Annotated in this window: 11 protein-coding genes; 6 read left to right on the top strand and 5 right to left on the bottom strand. The window is 66.3% G+C overall.

Features of this window, described 5'->3' with window-relative positions; genetic code table 11:
- Nucleotides 1-14: 14 nt before the first annotated feature.
- On the bottom strand, nt 15-1,505 hold the full coding sequence (pdxR, locus tag DFQ59_RS07785; protein ID WP_114279091.1) for a MocR-like pyridoxine biosynthesis transcription factor PdxR: 1,491 nt from the start codon (nt 1,503-1,505) through the stop codon (nt 15-17).
- 282 nt (nt 1,506-1,787) lie between these two features.
- On the opposite strand from pdxR, the gene DFQ59_RS07780 reads away from it, so the two are divergent.
- The 4 genes from DFQ59_RS07780 (at nt 1,788) to DFQ59_RS07765 (ending at nt 6,129) form a co-directional block, all read left to right on the top strand.
- Nucleotides 1,788-3,506, top strand: a complete 1,719-nt coding sequence (locus DFQ59_RS07780) for a multiheme c-type cytochrome (RefSeq protein ID WP_114279090.1) — start codon at nt 1,788-1,790, stop codon at nt 3,504-3,506.
- Nucleotides 3,506-4,531, top strand: coding sequence for a hydroxylamine oxidation protein HaoB (gene haoB, locus DFQ59_RS07775; RefSeq protein WP_114279089.1), 1,026 nt, complete (start codon nt 3,506-3,508; stop codon nt 4,529-4,531). The genes DFQ59_RS07780 and haoB overlap by 1 nt, the downstream gene beginning before the upstream one ends.
- 496 nt (nt 4,532-5,027) lie before the next feature.
- Nucleotides 5,028-5,588, top strand: coding sequence for an endonuclease dU (locus DFQ59_RS07770; protein WP_114279088.1), 561 nt, complete (start codon nt 5,028-5,030; stop codon nt 5,586-5,588).
- Between the two features lie 67 nt (nt 5,589-5,655).
- Nucleotides 5,656-6,129 (top strand): DUF302 domain-containing protein, encoded by a 474-nt coding sequence (locus tag DFQ59_RS07765; RefSeq protein ID WP_114279087.1) that lies wholly within the window; start codon nt 5,656-5,658, stop codon nt 6,127-6,129.
- Between the two features lie 124 nt (nt 6,130-6,253).
- Here DFQ59_RS07765 and DFQ59_RS07760 read toward each other — a convergent pair whose 3' ends face one another.
- Together DFQ59_RS07760 and DFQ59_RS07755 are read right to left on the bottom strand one after the other, a co-directional pair.
- Nucleotides 6,254-7,681 (bottom strand): O-antigen ligase family protein, encoded by a 1,428-nt coding sequence (locus DFQ59_RS07760; RefSeq protein WP_147275197.1) that lies wholly within the window; start codon nt 7,679-7,681, stop codon nt 6,254-6,256.
- On the bottom strand, nt 7,678-8,379 hold the full coding sequence (locus DFQ59_RS07755; protein ID WP_147275196.1) for a hypothetical protein: 702 nt from the start codon (nt 8,377-8,379) through the stop codon (nt 7,678-7,680). Before DFQ59_RS07755 ends, DFQ59_RS07760 begins: the two co-directional genes overlap by 4 nt.
- A gap of 679 nt (nt 8,380-9,058) precedes the next feature.
- On the opposite strand from DFQ59_RS07755, the gene DFQ59_RS07750 reads away from it, so the two are divergent.
- Together DFQ59_RS07750 and DFQ59_RS07745 are read left to right on the top strand one after the other, a co-directional pair.
- On the top strand, nt 9,059-14,788 hold the full coding sequence (locus DFQ59_RS07750; protein ID WP_114279084.1) for an RHS repeat-associated core domain-containing protein: 5,730 nt from the start codon (nt 9,059-9,061) through the stop codon (nt 14,786-14,788).
- Nucleotides 14,789-14,888: 100 nt separating this feature from the next.
- Entirely contained in the window at nt 14,889-15,329 is a 441-nt protein-coding gene (locus DFQ59_RS07745; RefSeq protein ID WP_147275195.1) for an A-kinase anchor protein family protein, read from the top strand.
- A 164-nt stretch (nt 15,330-15,493) separates the two neighbouring features.
- Here the strand turns inward: DFQ59_RS07745 and DFQ59_RS07740 are convergent, their stop codons facing one another.
- Entirely contained in the window at nt 15,494-16,213 is a 720-nt protein-coding gene (locus DFQ59_RS07740) for a tyrosine-protein phosphatase (protein WP_114279082.1), read from the bottom strand.
- 373 nt (nt 16,214-16,586) lie between these two features.
- Complete coding sequence (locus DFQ59_RS07735) at nt 16,587-16,943, bottom strand: endonuclease domain-containing protein (protein WP_114279081.1); 357 nt, start codon at nt 16,941-16,943, stop codon at nt 16,587-16,589.
- Nucleotides 16,944-17,139 lie beyond the last annotated feature (196 nt).

The raw sequence follows: 17,139 nt of genomic DNA, 5'->3' as shown, positions 1-17,139 counted from the left end.
TGACTGGTGGCCGGTCAGGTACCACCCGCCGCTGCATTCTCCAGCACCGCGGCAATTCGGGCCACGCCCTCCTTGATCTCGCTCTCCGCGAGAGAGGAATAGCCCAGCATGATGGAGCGCCTGACCGCCGCCTCCCCGGGCTGGCAGTAGGCCGCGCCGCCGGGGAGGGTGTAGACGGCCACACCCGCATCCCGTACCCGGCGCTCCACCTCCGCCGCCGGGGGGAAGCCGGCCGGGAGGTGCCAGACAATGTGCATGCCTCCCTCCAGTCCGGAGATCCGCACCTCGCCGAAATGCCGCCGCAAGGCGCTTACCAGGCAATCCCGGCGCAGCAGGTAAACACGGCGTATCCGCCGCAGGTGGTTGCCGAATCCACCGCCGCTCATGAACTCCGCCACCACGGCCTGCTCAAGCCAGGGTTGGCCGTTGTTGAGCAGCGTCTTGACATCGGTGGCGGGTTTCACCAGCGGCCTGGGAAGCACCATGTAGCCCAGCCGCAGGCTCGCCCCGATGGACTTGGAGAATGTGCCCAGGTAGATGACTGAATCGTAGCGGTCCAGGCCCTTCAGCGCCGTGAGCGGTGATCCGTGATGGCGGAAGTCGCTGTCGTAATCGTCCTCGATGAGGTAGGCGCCGGTTCCGGCCGCCCACTCCAGCAGTCGCAGGCGGCGCTCCAGGGACAACGTGGCGCCCATGGGGTACTGGTGCGAGGGGGTGAGATAGGCGAGGGTGACCGGACTGTCGGGCAGCCGGTCCACCTGGATGCCCTGGTTGTCCACCGGTATCGGATAGAGGTCCGCGCCGTAGCTTTCGAACAGGAAGGCCGCGCCCTGGTAACAGGGGCATTCCGTGACCACCTGCGTGCCTTTGGTCACGAACAGCCGCGCGACGATGTCCAGGGCCTCCTGGCAGCCGGCGACCACCAGTACCTGTTCGGGGGTGGTGGCAATTCCGCGTGCGGGGCCGAGATGCTCGGCGATGGCCTGGCGCAGTTCCCACAGCCCCGCGGGATCGCTGTACTCGGTGAGGTTCTTCCCGGCTTCCTCCAGCTTTTTCACCAGCAGGCGTTGCCAGAGCCGGGCCGGAAACGAGTTCGGATCGGGGCGGCCCACCTTGAAGTCGATGGACACGCGCTGTCCCGGCGGCGTGTATACGCCATGGGGCTGGCCGTGGAACAGGATTGTCCGGTGACGCAGGGCCCGGTCGTGCCGATCGATCGCCCGGGCCGGGCGCTCCGTCAGCATGAGTGAATCTTCCGGCAGGTGGGCGGATACGAAGGTGCCCACCGCCGGTTCGGTCTCCAGGTAGCCTTCCGCGATGAGCCGATCGTAGGCGAGCAGCACGGTGTTGCGCGAGACCTCGAGCTGCCGGGACAGTTCACGGGTGGCCGGCATGGAGGTCCCGGGCTTGAGCTGGCCATCCAGGATAAGCCGCCGCACCCGGTGGAAAATCTGGTCCTGGAGCGATTGGGCCGCGCCGTGCTCCACGTTGAACGGGAGTTGCATGGTGGAAAATCCTCCAGCCTTGCCGAGCCGCCTTGGTCCCATTATAGGAATGGAAACGCGCTCATGAGTAATACCAGTCTGGAGTAGGGCAATAGGGCCAGAGGCAATAAATATCAATTAGTTGGAGATTCCATTCCGAATACCGCAAAAAATGCCCTGGTACCAGCCCACCGGTTGGAACTGGTTCTTTACCCGACCGGACACGGGGTCCCCAATGGCACTGCATCATCGCGCAATTGCGCATGCCAGATGAGGCGAGTCACTCGCCGAGGAGGGGGCATCATGGGAAGCAGTAGGGTGTTCAGGATCCTGTCCACACTGTGCATTGCACTGTCCGTGGCGCTGTTCTCGGTTCCCGCCGTGGCCGACATTCCCGCCGAGACATTCGAAGCGCTGGGCGTGTCGGAGCATGCGGCTCCGAAGGAGCTGTATGACAAGCTGGTGGAGAGATACGAGGATCCGAAGCAGGGCGCCGGCAAGGGCAAGTACGCGGACAAGTGGCAGCCGCTGGCCATCGACCAGTACTTCAATCCCAATCTTTTCTACCAGCCGCCGACCTCGGTGACCAAGACCACCGATGGAGCCGGTTGCATCACGTGCCACGAGGACTCGGACGAAACCCCGGGGGCCGTGGCGGCCTGGCGCAAGAGCGTCCACTCGAACCTGACCGCGATCCGCAACCTGCCCGCATCAGATCCGCGTTTCTACAAAAAGGAGCTGCTGGAGAAGGCGGAGGAGAATTTGCGCTCCCTGGGCAAGCTGGGGCAGCACGAGCAGCTCACCCAGGTGGGCTGTATCGACTGCCACGTCGGCATCGGCGCGAAGGAGGGCAAGCACGACAAGGACCTGCGCATGCCCGATGCGAAGATATGCGGAACCTGCCACCTGCAGCAGTTCGCCGAGCGTGAGTCCGAGCGCGACACCATGAACTGGCCCCATGACCAGTGGCCCGCGGGGCGGCCCTCCCACGCCCTGGGATACCAGGCCAACGTGGAGCTGGCCACCTGGGCGGCGATGGAGGAACGGGAGATCGCCTCCGGCTGCACCATGTGCCACATCAATGCGCCGAAGTGCGACACCTGCCACACCCGCCACCAGTTCTCCGCGGCGGAGGCGCGCAAGCCGGAGGCCTGCGCCACCTGCCACAACGGCGTGGATCACAACGAATACGAGCAGTTCCTGCTGTCGAAGCACGGCACGGTGCTCAAGGCTCATGGCGACTCCTGGAACTGGGACGTGCCGCTGAAGGACGCCATCGCCAAGGGCGGCCAGACCGGGCCCACCTGCGCGTACTGCCACATGGAGTACGAAGGCAAGTTCGGCCACAACGTGGTGCGCAAGGTGCGCTGGGCCTTCAATCCAACGCCCGCAATAGCCGACAACCTGGACCACGAGTGGTTCCAGAAGCGCAAGGCCGCGTGGGTCAAGACCTGTACCACCTGCCACTCGGAGAAGTTCGCCAAGGCCTACTTCGACATCATCGACGGCAGCATCAAGCAGGGCCTGTCCAAGGAGCAGGAAGCGAAGGCGGTGCTGGACAAGCTCTACGAGGACGGCCTGCTGGTGGGGCAGAAGACCAATCGGCCCACGCCGCCGGAGCCCATGAAGGACGCCCCCGGCGGATTCTTCCAGCTGTTCTGGGCCAAGGGCAACAACCCCACCGCCATCGAGCGCGACCACGCCCAGATGTGGGAGCACGACCTCATCAAGCTCTACAAGGGCGTGTCCCACGGCAGTCCGGGCGGATACACCTACACGGAAGGCTGGTCGCCGCTCATCGGCGACTATGCCCGCATCATGGACGAGAACACCAAGCTGCGTGAAATGGCCGCGCTGCAGGAGCGCGTGGACAAGCTCGAGGCCGGCGCCAGGCAGACCCTGCTCAACCTGGATTCCACCGGAAAGCAGGCCTCGGTGGGCGGCATCGGCGGCGGCATGCTGCTGTTCGGCGGCCTGGCGCTGTGGGGCTGGCGGCGCCGCAACAGGGAGCTTGAAAGCTAGTGCCATACGCGAACCCGGCCCTGCCGCGCAGGGCAAACCCCCTGGTCCTCCCGCTCACCGGCGTGCTGCTGGTGACGGGAGGACTGTTCCTGTTGGCGTGGCTGGGCTGGACGCTTGTCCAGCCCGCCCCGCCCCTTTATCGCTACGTGCTCGACACCCGGGGCGAGGCCGGGGATTTCCCGGAGCTGAAGCCGGAGGGCTTCGAGACGCTGCCGGTCAGCCGCTACCGGCTCATGACCGAGGGAATCGATGAGCCCCTGGCAAGGGCCTATGTGACCGACAGCCCCGACAGCCGTCCCGTGCTGCTGCACTGGGACAACCGCGTGGCCGCCCCCCTGCTCTACACGTCGACCGCCCCGGCCGAATTGAAGGCGGTGGCCGACACGCTTGCAGCGCATGAGACGGATAGCGCCGGCGTGCTGGGCTGGTGGGATGTCTTGCAGCGTCTGGAGGCATTCACCAGACAGCAGTACCGGTTTGGTGAAACCCTGCTCGAGCCGCTGCTGATCCCGTCTCATTGGCAGCCGCGCAGCGGGGATATCGCGGCGCTGGAGAGGTCCTTCTGGCGCGTTCCCGGGGCGGGGACGGAGGACGCCGGATTCTCGTCATTCACCGAAGCGCTGCTGGCAGGGGAGGACGAGGCGGCCGAACGCCTGTTGCAACTCACCGGCAGCGATACCGTGACACTGGTTCTGCACGTATCGGACATCTACAAGCTGGGCATGCTGTACCCCGGGCGCCTGAGCGTGGGATACAAGGATTTTCCCAATACGGGAGACATGCACGGACTCATACAGCGGGTGAAGGACTGGCTGCAGAGCGAGGGGTACAGCAATTACCTGGTGGAAAACCGGGGCGCGGAGGTGGTCCGGGTCTATTTCCTCACCGACGAGAAATCGACACGGACGCTGATTGCGAAATTGCTGCCCTTCAGCAAGGCGGGCCCCATCCACCTGGAGCATTTTGAACTGGTATACCAGCAGGGTGGTTTCTGGGTGTATCAGTTGACCCCCGTTCCAGGGTAGGGCCTGTCGTGTCCAGCTGACAGAACATGCAGGAACGGCTTTCCGCCCCGAAAGGGACGGATTGCAACCCGGCTCGGCAGGAGCGGCTTCCTGCCGCGAATCTTCCCGGCGCAGATGCCCATCGCGACAGGATGCCGCTCGCCCCCCCGTAGGAGCGGCTTCCAGCCGCGAATCTTCCCGGCGCAGATGCCCATCGCGACAGGATGCCGCTCGCCCCCCCGTAGGAGCGGCTTCCAGCCGCGAACCTTCCCGGCGCAGATGCCTATCGCGGCAGGATGCCGCTCGCCCCCCCTGTAGGAGCGGCTTCCAGCCGCGAACCTTCCCGGCGCAGATGCCTATCGCGGCAGGATGCCGCTCGCCCCCTCTGTAGGAGCGGCTTCCAGCCGCGAACCTTCCCGGCGCAGATGCCTATCGCGGCAGGATGCCGCTCCTACCGGGGGATAAGGCCCGACCGGCGGCTGGAACACCCCCCTCCGCCACCTGCCATAATTTCCCCATGCGCCTCTCCCACGTCATCGGCTTCGACGACGCGCCCTTTCCCCGGGAACGGCAGGCGCCGGTGCTGGTGGTGGGCGCGGTGTACGCCGATGCGCGCCTGGAAGGGGTGATCAGCACCTACGTCCGGCGTGACGGCGACGATGCCACCCGGGCGCTCGCCGGGGCCGTCGCCGGCTCCCGCCTCGCCGCCCATCTCCACTGCATCCTGACCCAGGGGATCGCCTTTGCCGGATTCAACGTCGTGGACCTGCAGGCGCTCAACCGGGAGCTGGGAGTCCCGGCCATGGCGGTCATGCGCAAGGCGCCCGATCTCGACGCGGTCCGATCGGCGCTGCTCGGCCATGTGCCGGGCGGAGCGGAGAAGTGGGCCATCATCGAGCGCACCGGCACTCCCGAACCCCTGGCCGGCGTCCTCGTCCAGCGCGCCGGCATCGACCGGGAGACCGCCGCCGGACTCATCAAACGGCTGGCGCTGCACGGCGCGCTGCCCGAGCCTCTGCGCACGGCCCACCTGATCGCCGGCGGGGTGGTACGGGGCGAGAGCCGCGGCCGGGCCTGACAGCGCCGGCCGGGCGTGGTCAAATAACCGGCAGATGCCCGTACAAAAACCAGATGGAGACACGATCATGCACAGAACACTCAACCGCTGGCTCGCACTGGCGCTCTTCGTCCCGGCCCTGGCGCTGGCCGAACCCGACTTCCGCGCCGTCTACAGCACCCAGGGCAGCTTCGAGGACGTCAAGCAGGGCGTCGAGCTCGCCATCACCGGCCGCGGCCTGGTCATCAGCCACTACTCCAACATTGGCGAGATGCTCGCCCGCACCGGCGAGGACGTGGGTTCAGACCGGCAGGTCTATCTCCAGGCGGGCGTCATCGAGTTCTGCAGCGCCGTGATGTCCCGCAAGATGATGGAAGCCGATCCCGGCAACATCATCTTCTGCCCCTACGCCATCTCCCTCTATGTCCTGCCCGATGCGCCCGACACCGTCCATCTCAGCTACGAGCGTCTTTCGAAGGTCGCCGAGGGCGGCACCACCGAGGTGCTGGCGGAGATCGAAGCCCTCCTCGACGGCATCGTCCAGGAAGCGATGGCGTTCTGAGCAGCTACAGCCAGCGGCACGACCGAAGCCCGTGGGAGGCCCGCCCCGGGGCGATGGGGCACTGGCCGGAACCCATGGGCTCGCCAACATCTGGCCCTGCCCAAAGCCCCCACACTGAATCCCGTCAATCCTGTAAATCCTGTCTGTTACCCGTTCCGGAACGCCGCCGCCCCAGCGTCAGCGCCAGCCATGGCAGCCCCATCAGCACCATGAACAGCGCGGCGTTGGCCGGAATCTGCAGATTGAAATCCACGCTGCTGTGAATCAGCAGGGCCATCAGTCCCATGACGGCGGAAAAGGCCATTCCCCGCAGCAGCGGGTCGTGCCGGCGGCGCATGGCGAGCAGCGCCGCGCCGAGGGAGAGGAGCACGCCGCCACCGAGCGGGAGGGCGCCGACGATGCCCGACTCGGTGAGAATCTCCAGGTAGTCGTTATGGGCATGGTCGTAGAAGGCGGTGCCCACGTCCGGTTGCCGGTAGCGGGGAAAGACCGCGGCGAAGGTGCCCGCGCCGCTGCCGGTGAGGCGGTAATCGCCCCACAGGTCCCAGGCATAAATATCCACCTCGTCGCGGGTTTCGGAGCTGAGCCGGGTCTCCTCCAGCCGCTGCTTAACCTTCTCGATGCCGAACCAGGCCCCGACGATGAAGGTGTCGATGACCACCAGGCTCACGATGAGCACCACCACCGGCCGCGGCGAGTTGCGGAACAGCAGCAGCGCCAGGAGGCCGGTGACGAGCATGCTGGCGAAGAAGGCGGAATTGCCCATGCGCGAGTGGGTCAGCACCAGGGTGATCACCATCACCGCCAGGTAGATGCGCAGCCGCGCCTTGGGCCCCAGCAGCAGCCGCGCCCACTCCCGCAGCCGCTGGCGCCAGTTGCGCCGGCTGCCGCCACCGGCCATGGAGGCGATGAGCAGCCCGATGCCGAGCGCCAGGCTCATCTCCAGGAACCCGGCCAGGTGGTTGCGGTTCACGAAAGTGCCGTGGGCAACCCCCTTGTTCTCGATAAACAGGAACTCCCAGCCGCTCAGTACCTGCATGCTGGCGAGCATCCCCTGGAATACCGCCGCCAGGATAAGGGTCGTGGCGAGCGTCCGCAGGCGCCGGCGGCTCTCGACCAGCGCCAGCACCAGCACCAGCACGCCCGCGTAGGCCAGCCCCTTGAGCCAGGCGGCCAGGGTGGCGTGCACGTCCAGCGACAGGGGCTGCCAGCCGTCGGCGGGGAGCCCCGCCGCAGCGCGCAGCGCCGCAGCCGCCGGCGAGAGCAGTTCCACCAGCGGCGCCGGCAGCGGCATGGCCTGCAGCAGCCCCCAGCCGAGCCACACCCCGAGCAGCGTCAGCACCCAGCGGGCCTCGCGCAGGGCCGGCGTCGGCTGCCACCGTCCACGCGCCACACCCGCCAGCCACAGGGCGCAGAGCAGGAACACGGCCGTCTCCATCAGCGACCAGGCCCAGGGGCGGTTGCTGCCCAGCGGGATGGGCAGCCACACCAGCAGCGCCAGCAGGGCGAAGAACAATCCCCGCGGTGTCGTTGCCTCCGGCCGCGTGCTCATCGGGCGTTCCCCGCCGCGGACCGTCGTGCCTCGCGCTCCAGCTGCTTCTCCAGGGCCTTGTCGCCCGCCAGCCGGGGACGCAGCCGATCCGCCTGACCGAGCCGCGCGGCGAGCCGGATGACCTCCCGCGGCTGCTGGCGCAGGGCCCGTTCCGTGGCCGCCGCCACCCGGGCGCTGGCCGTCTCCGCCAGCAGCGGCTCCGCCAGCAGGTCGATCTCGGTCAGCGCCAGCAGCACCTCCGGCTCCCAGGGGCCCAGCGCGCCGGCCCGCTCCACCGCCCGCTCGAACTCGGCGTCCAGTTGCAGCAGCCGCAGCTTCGCCCGCGCCAGCCCGGCCCAGGCATAGGGCCAGGTGGGCCGCAGGGCGATGGCATCACGATAGGCCGCCAGCGCATCCTCCAGGCGGTCGCGGGTCCCGGTTTCCCAAGGCGGCAGGCCTATGGCAGCCCATTCCCGCACCCGCGCCGACTCCTGCACATAGCGGGGGTTCAGGGGATCCAGCGTGCGCGCCAACGCCAGCGCCGCCCGCGCCTGTTCCAGTGCTTCGGCGCCGGGCGCGCTGCCCGCGGCCTCCCAGCGCGCCAGGGCCGTTCGCGCCGGCTGCCACGCCACATCGGCCACTCCATTGGCCAGGGCCCACAGCGCCAGCACCAGCAGCAGCGCGGCCCCGCCGTATCCAAGGTTTCGGCTCAGATTCATCATCCGAGGGCTAATCGTCCATGTTCGAAAACCGTGCGGGCATTGTAGGGTCTCGGGCAAAGATGGGAAGAGATTGGGTCACTGAATTCGCATTTCCCCGCAGAAGTCATTGCAGGGTGCGGCGAGGGACGAACCCCATTCAACGTTCGGCCCGGTGCAATCCATTCCGAGAAAAGAAATCGCCGCGAGGGCGCGCCTCCATGTAGGTGCAGATTCATCTGCACACCCCGGCGGCCCGACCGAAGCCTGTGGGAGGCCCGCCCCGGGGCGATGGGGCGCTGGCCGGTGCGCCGAATAGGCGACCTGCCACTGCCTCAACCGAAGCCACCAGACAGAAATCCTGTCAATCCCGTCTATTCAACAAAATCGCTGACGATCGCCCATGACTTACAAACCCGTCATCAATCACCCATTTTGAACAGGTGAATCGGTGTGGTACTAATCGGCACATCAAGCCAGCGGCCCGGAACGGATTCCGGTCCGCCCGGGGACCGGGTGTGTCCCTGGAAAACCGTGAACACAGGGAACGTGTCATGAAATCACCGCTGCATCTTCTGCCCCGTCCAACCTGCCGCCGGTCCCGGCCGATCCACCGTTCCCGCGGAGGGCTGCGCCGCTGTCCGGGGGGATCAGCAACGGCACGCCCGCTGAATCCACGCCACACCTGACCTCCGGCACGATGCTGTCCGGACTCCGGCGCCAGCGGGGCGCCGTGCTCGCGGAGACGGTGGTGGTGCTGCCCGTCCTGGCGCTGCTCGGGCTCAGCGTCATGCAGTGGGCGTTCATCTACGAGGCGAAATCCGCCCTCAACCACGCCACCTTCATGGCCACCCGTGCCGGCACGACGACCCAGGCCGATCCCGCCGCCATCCGGCTGGAGCTGGCCCGCAGCCTGGCGCCCCTCTACTCGCCGGACCGGAACCTGGCCGGCCTGCTCAGGGCCCGGGCGCGCGCCGCCGCGGACATTGCCCTGAGTGCCCGACTGCGCATCCTCAACCCCACCCGCGAGGCCTTCGACGACTTCGGCGTGGACAGCCAACGGGACGGTGTGCGGGAGATCCCCTTCGAACGGCTGCACGTGGCCGACACCCGGGTCGGCCCGGCCAGCGGCGTCAACATCCAGGACGCCAACCTGCTCAAGCTGGAGGTGGTCTACGGCTACGAGCTGAAGGTCCCCTTCGCCGGTCCGGTCATCGCCAACCTGGCCAGCTGGTTCAACCGCGATCCCTATGCCCGCACACTGCTTGCCCGCGGCCGCCTGCCCATCCTCGCCACCGCCACCGTGCGCATGCAGAGCGCCGCGCGGGAGAACGACCTGGTCGCCGAACGGGCCGAAGTCAGGGACGCCTACCGCAGTGATCCCACTGTTGTCGCCGATGCCTCGCGGCCCGGCCACCGACCCTGGGAGAGCGGCCCCACGGGCAGCGGTTCGGATGGCGCCAGCGGCTTCGTTCCGGTGGCGGACGGCCCCGGTGGTGCGGAGGGGGGAGGGACCGGCGACAGTGATGGCGACGACAGCGCCGACGAGGGGGATGCCGGCGGCGGCACCGGCCTCGGCTCCCCCGACAGCTGCGACGAGAACGACGCGCCCGCCGCGACGGCCGCGCCGGGCCAGGGGCGCGCCGTCGGCAACCCCATCGACGTGGTCACCGGCAACAAGTACCAGGCCGAAACCGACCTCTCGCCCCTGCCGGGTCCGCTCGGCCTGCGCTTCGTGCGCCACTACAACAGCCGCCTGGAGCAGGACGGCGCGCTCGGTTACGGCTGGCGCCACAGCTACATGGCGGCGCTGGAGCGGATCGATGGGGAGATCATCCGCCTGCGCCAGTCCGACGGACGGCTTCTCGTATTCCGGCGCGAACCCGGCGGGCGGGTCTACCGTGCCACCGCCGCCACCGACGGCGCAATCGAACCGCTGTCCCACGGCTACGACTGGGTCTGGCACGACGGCCGCCGGTTGCTGTTCGATCGTGAGGGCCGCCTGACGGACATCCGCCAGGCCGACGGCCGCAGCGTGCGCCTCGCCCACGACGCCGAGGGGCGTTTGGCCGGCATCACCGATCCCCAGGGTCGGCGCCTCACCTTCCTCTACGGCGACGGGGGTCGCCTCGCCGGCGTCATCGACCCGGGCGGGCGGCGGGTCCTCTACCGCTACGATCGGCACGGCAACCTGGAGTCGGTCACCTATCCCGACGGCGCCGTCCGCACCTACCACTACGAGGACAGCAGCGATCCCCACAACCTGACCGGCCTCACCGACGAGCGCGGCGTGCGCTTCGCCACCTGGGCCTACGACGGGTACGACCGGGCGGTGCTGAGCACCCATGCGGAGGGCGTGGGGCGGGTGGAGCTGGAGTACCGGTCAGGCCAGACCCTGGTCACCGACACCACTGACCGCACCAGCCGCTACTACACGGCACTGCGCGGGGGTATTCCCTTGGTGACACGCGTCGTCGGCCCGGGCTGCGCCGTCTGTAGCCGGGGGGACGTGGCCTACAGCTACGACGAGCGGCTGCGGCTGACGCAGATCACCGGGAAAGGGGGCAGGGCGCAGGCGTTCGCCTACGACGGGCAGGATCGCCTGAACCGGGTCGCCACACTGCTTCACGGTGAGGTCCTGGACTGGACCGCCTTCGAGTATAGAGGGGGCGCTCGCCACCCCAGCGCCATTGTTCGCCCCAGCGTGAAGCCGGGGGCGGAGTACCGTACCGAGATCAGCTATAACGACGACGGCCAGCCGGAGGCCATGACGGAGACCGGTTTTGCTCCGGCCGTCAGGGAATTCGTGTCCATCAGCAGAACCCTGCGCATCGAGTACCGGGAGGGGCTGCCGGTGGCCGTGGACGGCCCGCGCGAGGTGGCACCGGATCGCATCGGCTTCAGCTATGACAGCGCGGGCCGGTTGGTGGCAGTGGAGAGTCCCATCGGAGTGGTGGTGACAGTGCGGGCCTTCGATGCCTACGGGCGTCCTGAGCGCGTGGTTGTGGCGGGGCAGCCCGAGCGGCACTTCACCTACGACGTCCGCGGCCGCCTCAGCAGCATCGACGACGGTTCGCGGCAGCGGGTCTACGCTTACGACCCTGCCGGGCGGCTCCAGGAGTTGGGGGAGCAGTGGGGCACGGGTTACCAGGGCTTGGTTCGCTGGGGTTACGACGCGGCGGGCCGCAACACCTGGATCGCCGAGGCGGGCGGTGTGCTGCGGCGTTTCGTATTCGATGACGCCGGCCGACTGCACGAGGCGACACGCCTCTCCGGCCGGATACTGGAAAGAGAGCGCTATGGCTACGACCAGGAGGGGCGTCTCAGCCGTGTCACCGACGCCTCCGGGGCCGTGCGGCGTCTGGCTCACGATGACCTTGGGCGGCTGGTCGGGCTTATCGATCCCCTGGGGCGCGCGACCCGCTACAGCTACGATCGTCGGGGCCGGCTGGCCCGGGTGGTGAAGGCCGCCAACACCCCCTTTGCCGCGCTGGTCGCCTATGGCTACGACAGGGCCGGACGGTTGGCCTCCGTGACGGCCCCCAATGGTGCGCTGACCAGCTATGAGCACGATGACTTCGGGCGCATCGTCGCCGTCGACTCGCCCGACAGCGGACGGACCGTGCTGGGCTACGATCCTGCGGACAACCTGGTGGCGCGTACCGATGGGCAGGGCAATCGCGAGACCTGGCGCTACGATGCCGCCGGGCGGGTGGTGGCCGCCACTGTCGCCACAGCGGGGGAGGCGGAGGCCACGGAGACCACCGCTTATCGCTGGTGCGGAACGTTGCTCTGTGCCGTAGTCCATCCCAATCAGCGCGAGCACTACGAATACGATGCCCGCCAGCGACTGGTCCGCAAGACCGTCGCTCTGACCCTGGTTTCGGGCCGGGAGGTGGAATATGCCACCCGCTACCGTTGGGACCCGGAGCGCGGCACGCTCCGGGCCCGCACGCTGCCCGACGGCACGGAGCTGCGGTACGTGGCCGATGGCCTGGGGCAGATCGTGGCCCTGGAACGCCGAACCGAACCCTTCACTGCGCCGCGGGTGCTGGTCTCCGGCCTGGAGCGCGACCTTGTGGGCATGCGCACACTGCGCTACGGCAACGGTGTCGAGGGCCGGTACGAGCGCAGTGCCCAGGGCCGGCTTGCCCGCCTGCTCTACCGGAACCCCGGCCCGCGGGAGCCGGTCCTGCGGCCTGCTGTGCACAATGGGCCGGGCCTAGTTGGAGTTGAGGGCTCTCTCCCGAAGTGGCGGTGGGCGGGCCTCACCGGTCCAGCGCCAGGGGATGATGCACCCGGTGCACTCAGCCTGCCGCCGGCCGCCAACGCCCTGGCGGACACCCGTTACCTCTGGGACCTCAACGGCAACCTGCTCCACACGGAACGGCTGCCGGGCAAACGTGCCGGCGACACCCGCCGGGACTACGCCTACGACCCCCACGATCGACTCATCGGTGCCCGAAGCGAGGGGCGGGCCACCGATGCCACGTTCTGGCGCTATTTCCACGATGGCAACGGCAACCGGTTGCTCGCCCAGGAGGGCGGGGGCAGTGAGGACGGCCAGAACCCCACGGAGCGGCTGCGCTACGCCCCGGTGAGCAACCAACCGATTGTCCTGGCCGGCGACGCGCGCAGCGACATGCCATTCACCCACGACCGCGCGGGTCGCCTGGTGGCGCAGGCGGGCAGGCGCTACGCCTGGGATGGCGAGGGTCGGCTAACTGCCGTGCGTGAGGGTGGCCGGACCCGGGCCACCTACCGCTACAACCACCGCGGGGAGCGGATCAGCAAGACCGTCTGGCAGGACGGGGCGCCGATTACTACCCACTTTATCTATGAGAACCGCCGGCCAGTGGCCGAACTCGACGGCGAGGGCCGGATCCTTCGCCAGTATCTCTACGTCGCTGGTCACCCACTGGCCACAGTGGACACGCCCTGGGGAAAACGTCTCAGCAGTGATACACCGGCAACGGGCTTTGACTTGAACGGAACCCTGCGTACCGTCTTCAATCGGTTGTCGGCAAGGAACGAGAGAATTACCTACCTCCACCTGGACCACCTGGGTGCGCCCGAGGCGGCGACCGACGCCGATGGCAACGTGGTCTGGTGTGCCGACTACAGCCCCTATGGCAGGGCGAAGATCGATATCCCGGACGGATCTTACCAACTCAACCTGCGGCTCCCGGGCCAGTACGAGGACCTGGAGACAGGCCTCCACTACAACGACCACCGCTACTACGACCCGGACCAGGGGCGCTACCTGAGCCCTGATCCATTAGGTCTTCGCGGCGGTATAAATCCCTATGGGTATGTGTCAGGAAATCCCTTGCGGTATGTGGATCCGCAGGGGTTGGTGCTATTCGCCTTTGACGGGACGTGGAACGACCGGAACAAGGTGCTGACGAATGTGGAGCTGTTCAGGCGGCATTATTTGGATGATGGCGAGGTGTCGTTTTATTCAGTAGGTGTTGGGACTGGGCGATTCCCGGATCCCTATATCGGTGGCGGATTGGGGCTGGGTGTGTTGAGGCAGGTACAGGAACACCTGAACAATTTGGACGAGTATTTAAGAGAGGGCGCACCTGGGTCGCAAAATGGAACACAGGTGATGATAGATATTGTCGGTTTCTCACGTGGGTCTGCGGCGGCCCGGATGTTCGCCAATCAGGTGCTGTCACGCCGAGACGCAGGATATTACATAAAGAACCATGGATATTGTATATCAATCCGGTTCATGGGATTGTTCGACACTGTGCCAATGACAATTGAGGAAATTGATACCAGGGTTCGGCCGGAAGTGATGTACACCGCGCAGGCAGTGGCGCTGAACGAGCACCGTAAGCTCTTCGCGCTGTATTCCATCGAGTTCGACCAGACCCTACCGGGTTTCGGTGCGCCGATGGTAGGTGGCGTTTCACCGGGGGTTATTATCGAGCGGGGGTTCATCGGGGCGCACTCGGATATCGGCGGTGGCTATTGTGGAAAAGACATCGTTAATTGTTCCGGTGGCGATCTTTCCGACGTGGCCTTGAACTGGATGGTGGAACAAGCGGAGAAGGCAGGTGTTCTCATGAGGGAATTGACAGAAGAATTGAAAACAATCAGCAATCCCATATTGCATGATGAAAGCTCACGGAAGAGGGTGTTGAGCCAGCCGCATACAGGCTTTGAATATGTATACCCAGAGGACCGGCGAATCTATTATCCCAATGCCGATAATCATAATGGCAACCCGAAGGTGTACCAGGATTCCATGGAACTGTTCGGTCTGACGACCCGGGATACGATTCGATATCTCACAGATCGAGTGAATCCAGTAAATGCAGGTTACAGCTACAGTCAAGTGGCTGATGTAAAAATGAAGGGGGTGGACGGGTATGCAGAATGGTTGCGGAAGAACTATGGAGTCACGGTCAATGTGCAGTGAAGACGGTGAGAAGGGTGTGCAGCGATACTGCCTTGCGCGGAGAGGCTTTCTGGGGTGCTTCGCAATCGGATTGGGTCTGCTCCTCGCGGGAGGCTGTTCGGTGTATAGGCTGGCAGTCGGTGAGCACTTCGCCTACGCGTTTACGAATGCCGGCGACGAGGAGATCGAGGACGTGAGTGCGGCGGTGCCGGGACACGGTGAGGTATACGGGCAGGCCGGAATGTCGGGTCACTCGAAGGCGTTTCACCTGATCAATGTATGGGCCGAGGAGGGCCGCAGGGTGCCGGAGGTGCTGCAGGTTCGCTGGCGCAAGCTGCCGGAGCCGGGGGGAAAGCCCTATACTGGCAAACCGGTGGGCCCCTACACGGTGAAGGTGAGGGAGCGCATTCCCCCGGAGATCCTGAAGCAGGTCCATAGCTCGGCTGATCTCCAGCTCCGGTTGATATTCGCCATTCAGAACCAGGGTGTCGATTTCCGCTGGGAGCTTCGAGAATATGGCTGGGAGGTTATCGGCACGAAACTGCTACGCAGCGGCGAATAGTCCGGTAGGATGGGCAAAGCGGCAGCGTGCCCATCGGATGCCCATCCGTCGCCGTGCCCGTCGCGCCAGGATGGCGCTCCTACGGGCGGGGTAAACGAGCTTTGTAGGGTGCGCTGTGCGCACCGCCTTACCCGGAGCTTCGGTTCGAACAGCGGCAACTCATGCTACGTGGCTTCAATAATCTTCTCCGGCACCTCCCTCACCATCCCCCACGCCGCCTTCTCACCCACGATCCTCGCCGCCGCATCCCGCCCGTGGTCCAGCCGTGGCGGGCGTGCTCCGAGGTTGTGGGCATCCGAGGCTAGTATCGTTACCCAGCCGTTGTGAAGGAACTGTTCGGCCCGTTCCCGGGCATAGGGACCGAAGTCGCCGGCGACGGAGCCGGCGGTGATCTGGAACAGGCAGCCGAGCTGGACGAAGGGTGCGATGCGGTTGAAGTCGCGGATGATGTCCTTGTTCCGTTCCGGGTGGGCGATCATCGGGCGGATCCCACGGTCCAGGAGCCACTTGACCAGTTTGTCGCTGCCGGGCGGGATGTGACTGTGGGGAAGCTCCAGCAGCAGCACTTTCTGACCCTGCCAGCTGCCCAGGTAGGGAATCCGCTCTTCCGCCACCATCCCGAGAATCTCGGCGCCGATACGGACCTCGGCGGCCATGCCGATCTCCAGCGGTATACCGGCCTCGTTAACCGCCTTCCGGAACGACTCCACGGAGACCGCGATGTTCTCCCGCTCGTTGTCGTACATCCCCGGCTGGATGTGGGGCGTGACCACGGACTTGCGGATGCCGTTGGCCACGGCCGTGCGGGCGAGGGCAAGCGCCTCGTCCAGGGTGACCGGGCCGTCATCGATGCCGGGCAGCAGGTGGCAGTGGAGATCGATCATCGACACGCTTCGTTGTTGTCAGGGTGCAAGGATTCAGGAACCGGCACGCATAGGTCAGTGGCAAGGTTAACATTTTAGCCATGGCCGTGATGGGAGGAGATCGCCGCGAGGGCTCGCCTCCCGTAGGAGCAGATTTATCTACACACCACAGCAGCCCGGCCGTAGCCTTTGGGAGGCCCGCCCCGGGGCGATGGGGCAGTGGCCGGGGCCCATGGGCTCATCACAACTCAGCCATTGCAGGATGCGGTGAGAAACGAACCGCATCGTTCGGGTTGATATGTTACCCCCTCCCCCCAACCCCCTCCCGCGAGGGGAGGGGGAGCCGGCTGTGCCGCAGCCCGGCCGCGAGGCTCGGGCTTTTACTCCCTCCCCCTCAGGGGGAGGGCTGGGGAGGGGGTGTGCGGCGTTCGAGTTGACGGGCAATCTCCTCCAGCACGGCCCCGGGATCCCGCAACACTTCGTCGTTCCAGAACCGCACCACCTCGAATCCCTGGTTGCGCAGCCAATCATCCCGTTGGCGATCGTGGTAGCGCCGTTCCATGTGTTGCCCACCGTCCAATTCAACGATCAGCCGTTTTTCATAGCAGAGAAAATCTGCGATATAGAGACCCACCGGCACTTGGCGGCGGAACTTATGCCCGTCTAGCTGTCTGCGTCTCAGACGTCGCCAGAGCAGTTGTTCGGCGTCCGTCATGTTTGCACGCAGCTTCCTTGCTTGCGCGATTCCCATTTTCTTTCCTGTCCCTTCCCATTACGAAGTGAATTGTACAATCCCCCTCCCCCCAACCCCCTCCCGCGAGGGGAGGGGGAGCCGGCTGTGCCGCAGCCCGGCCGCGAGGCTCGGGCTTTTACTCCCTCCCCCTCAGGGGGAGGGCTGGGGAGGGGGTGTGCGGCGTTCGAGTTGACGGGCAATCTCCTCCAGCATG

Origin of the sequence: Thioalbus denitrificans (genome assembly GCF_003337735.1) — a bacterium.
Lineage (GTDB): Bacteria > Pseudomonadota > Gammaproteobacteria > DSM-26407 > DSM-26407 > Thioalbus > Thioalbus denitrificans.
Note: the sequence above shows the minus strand (reverse complement) of the source record. Positions and strands in the feature narration are given on the sequence as shown.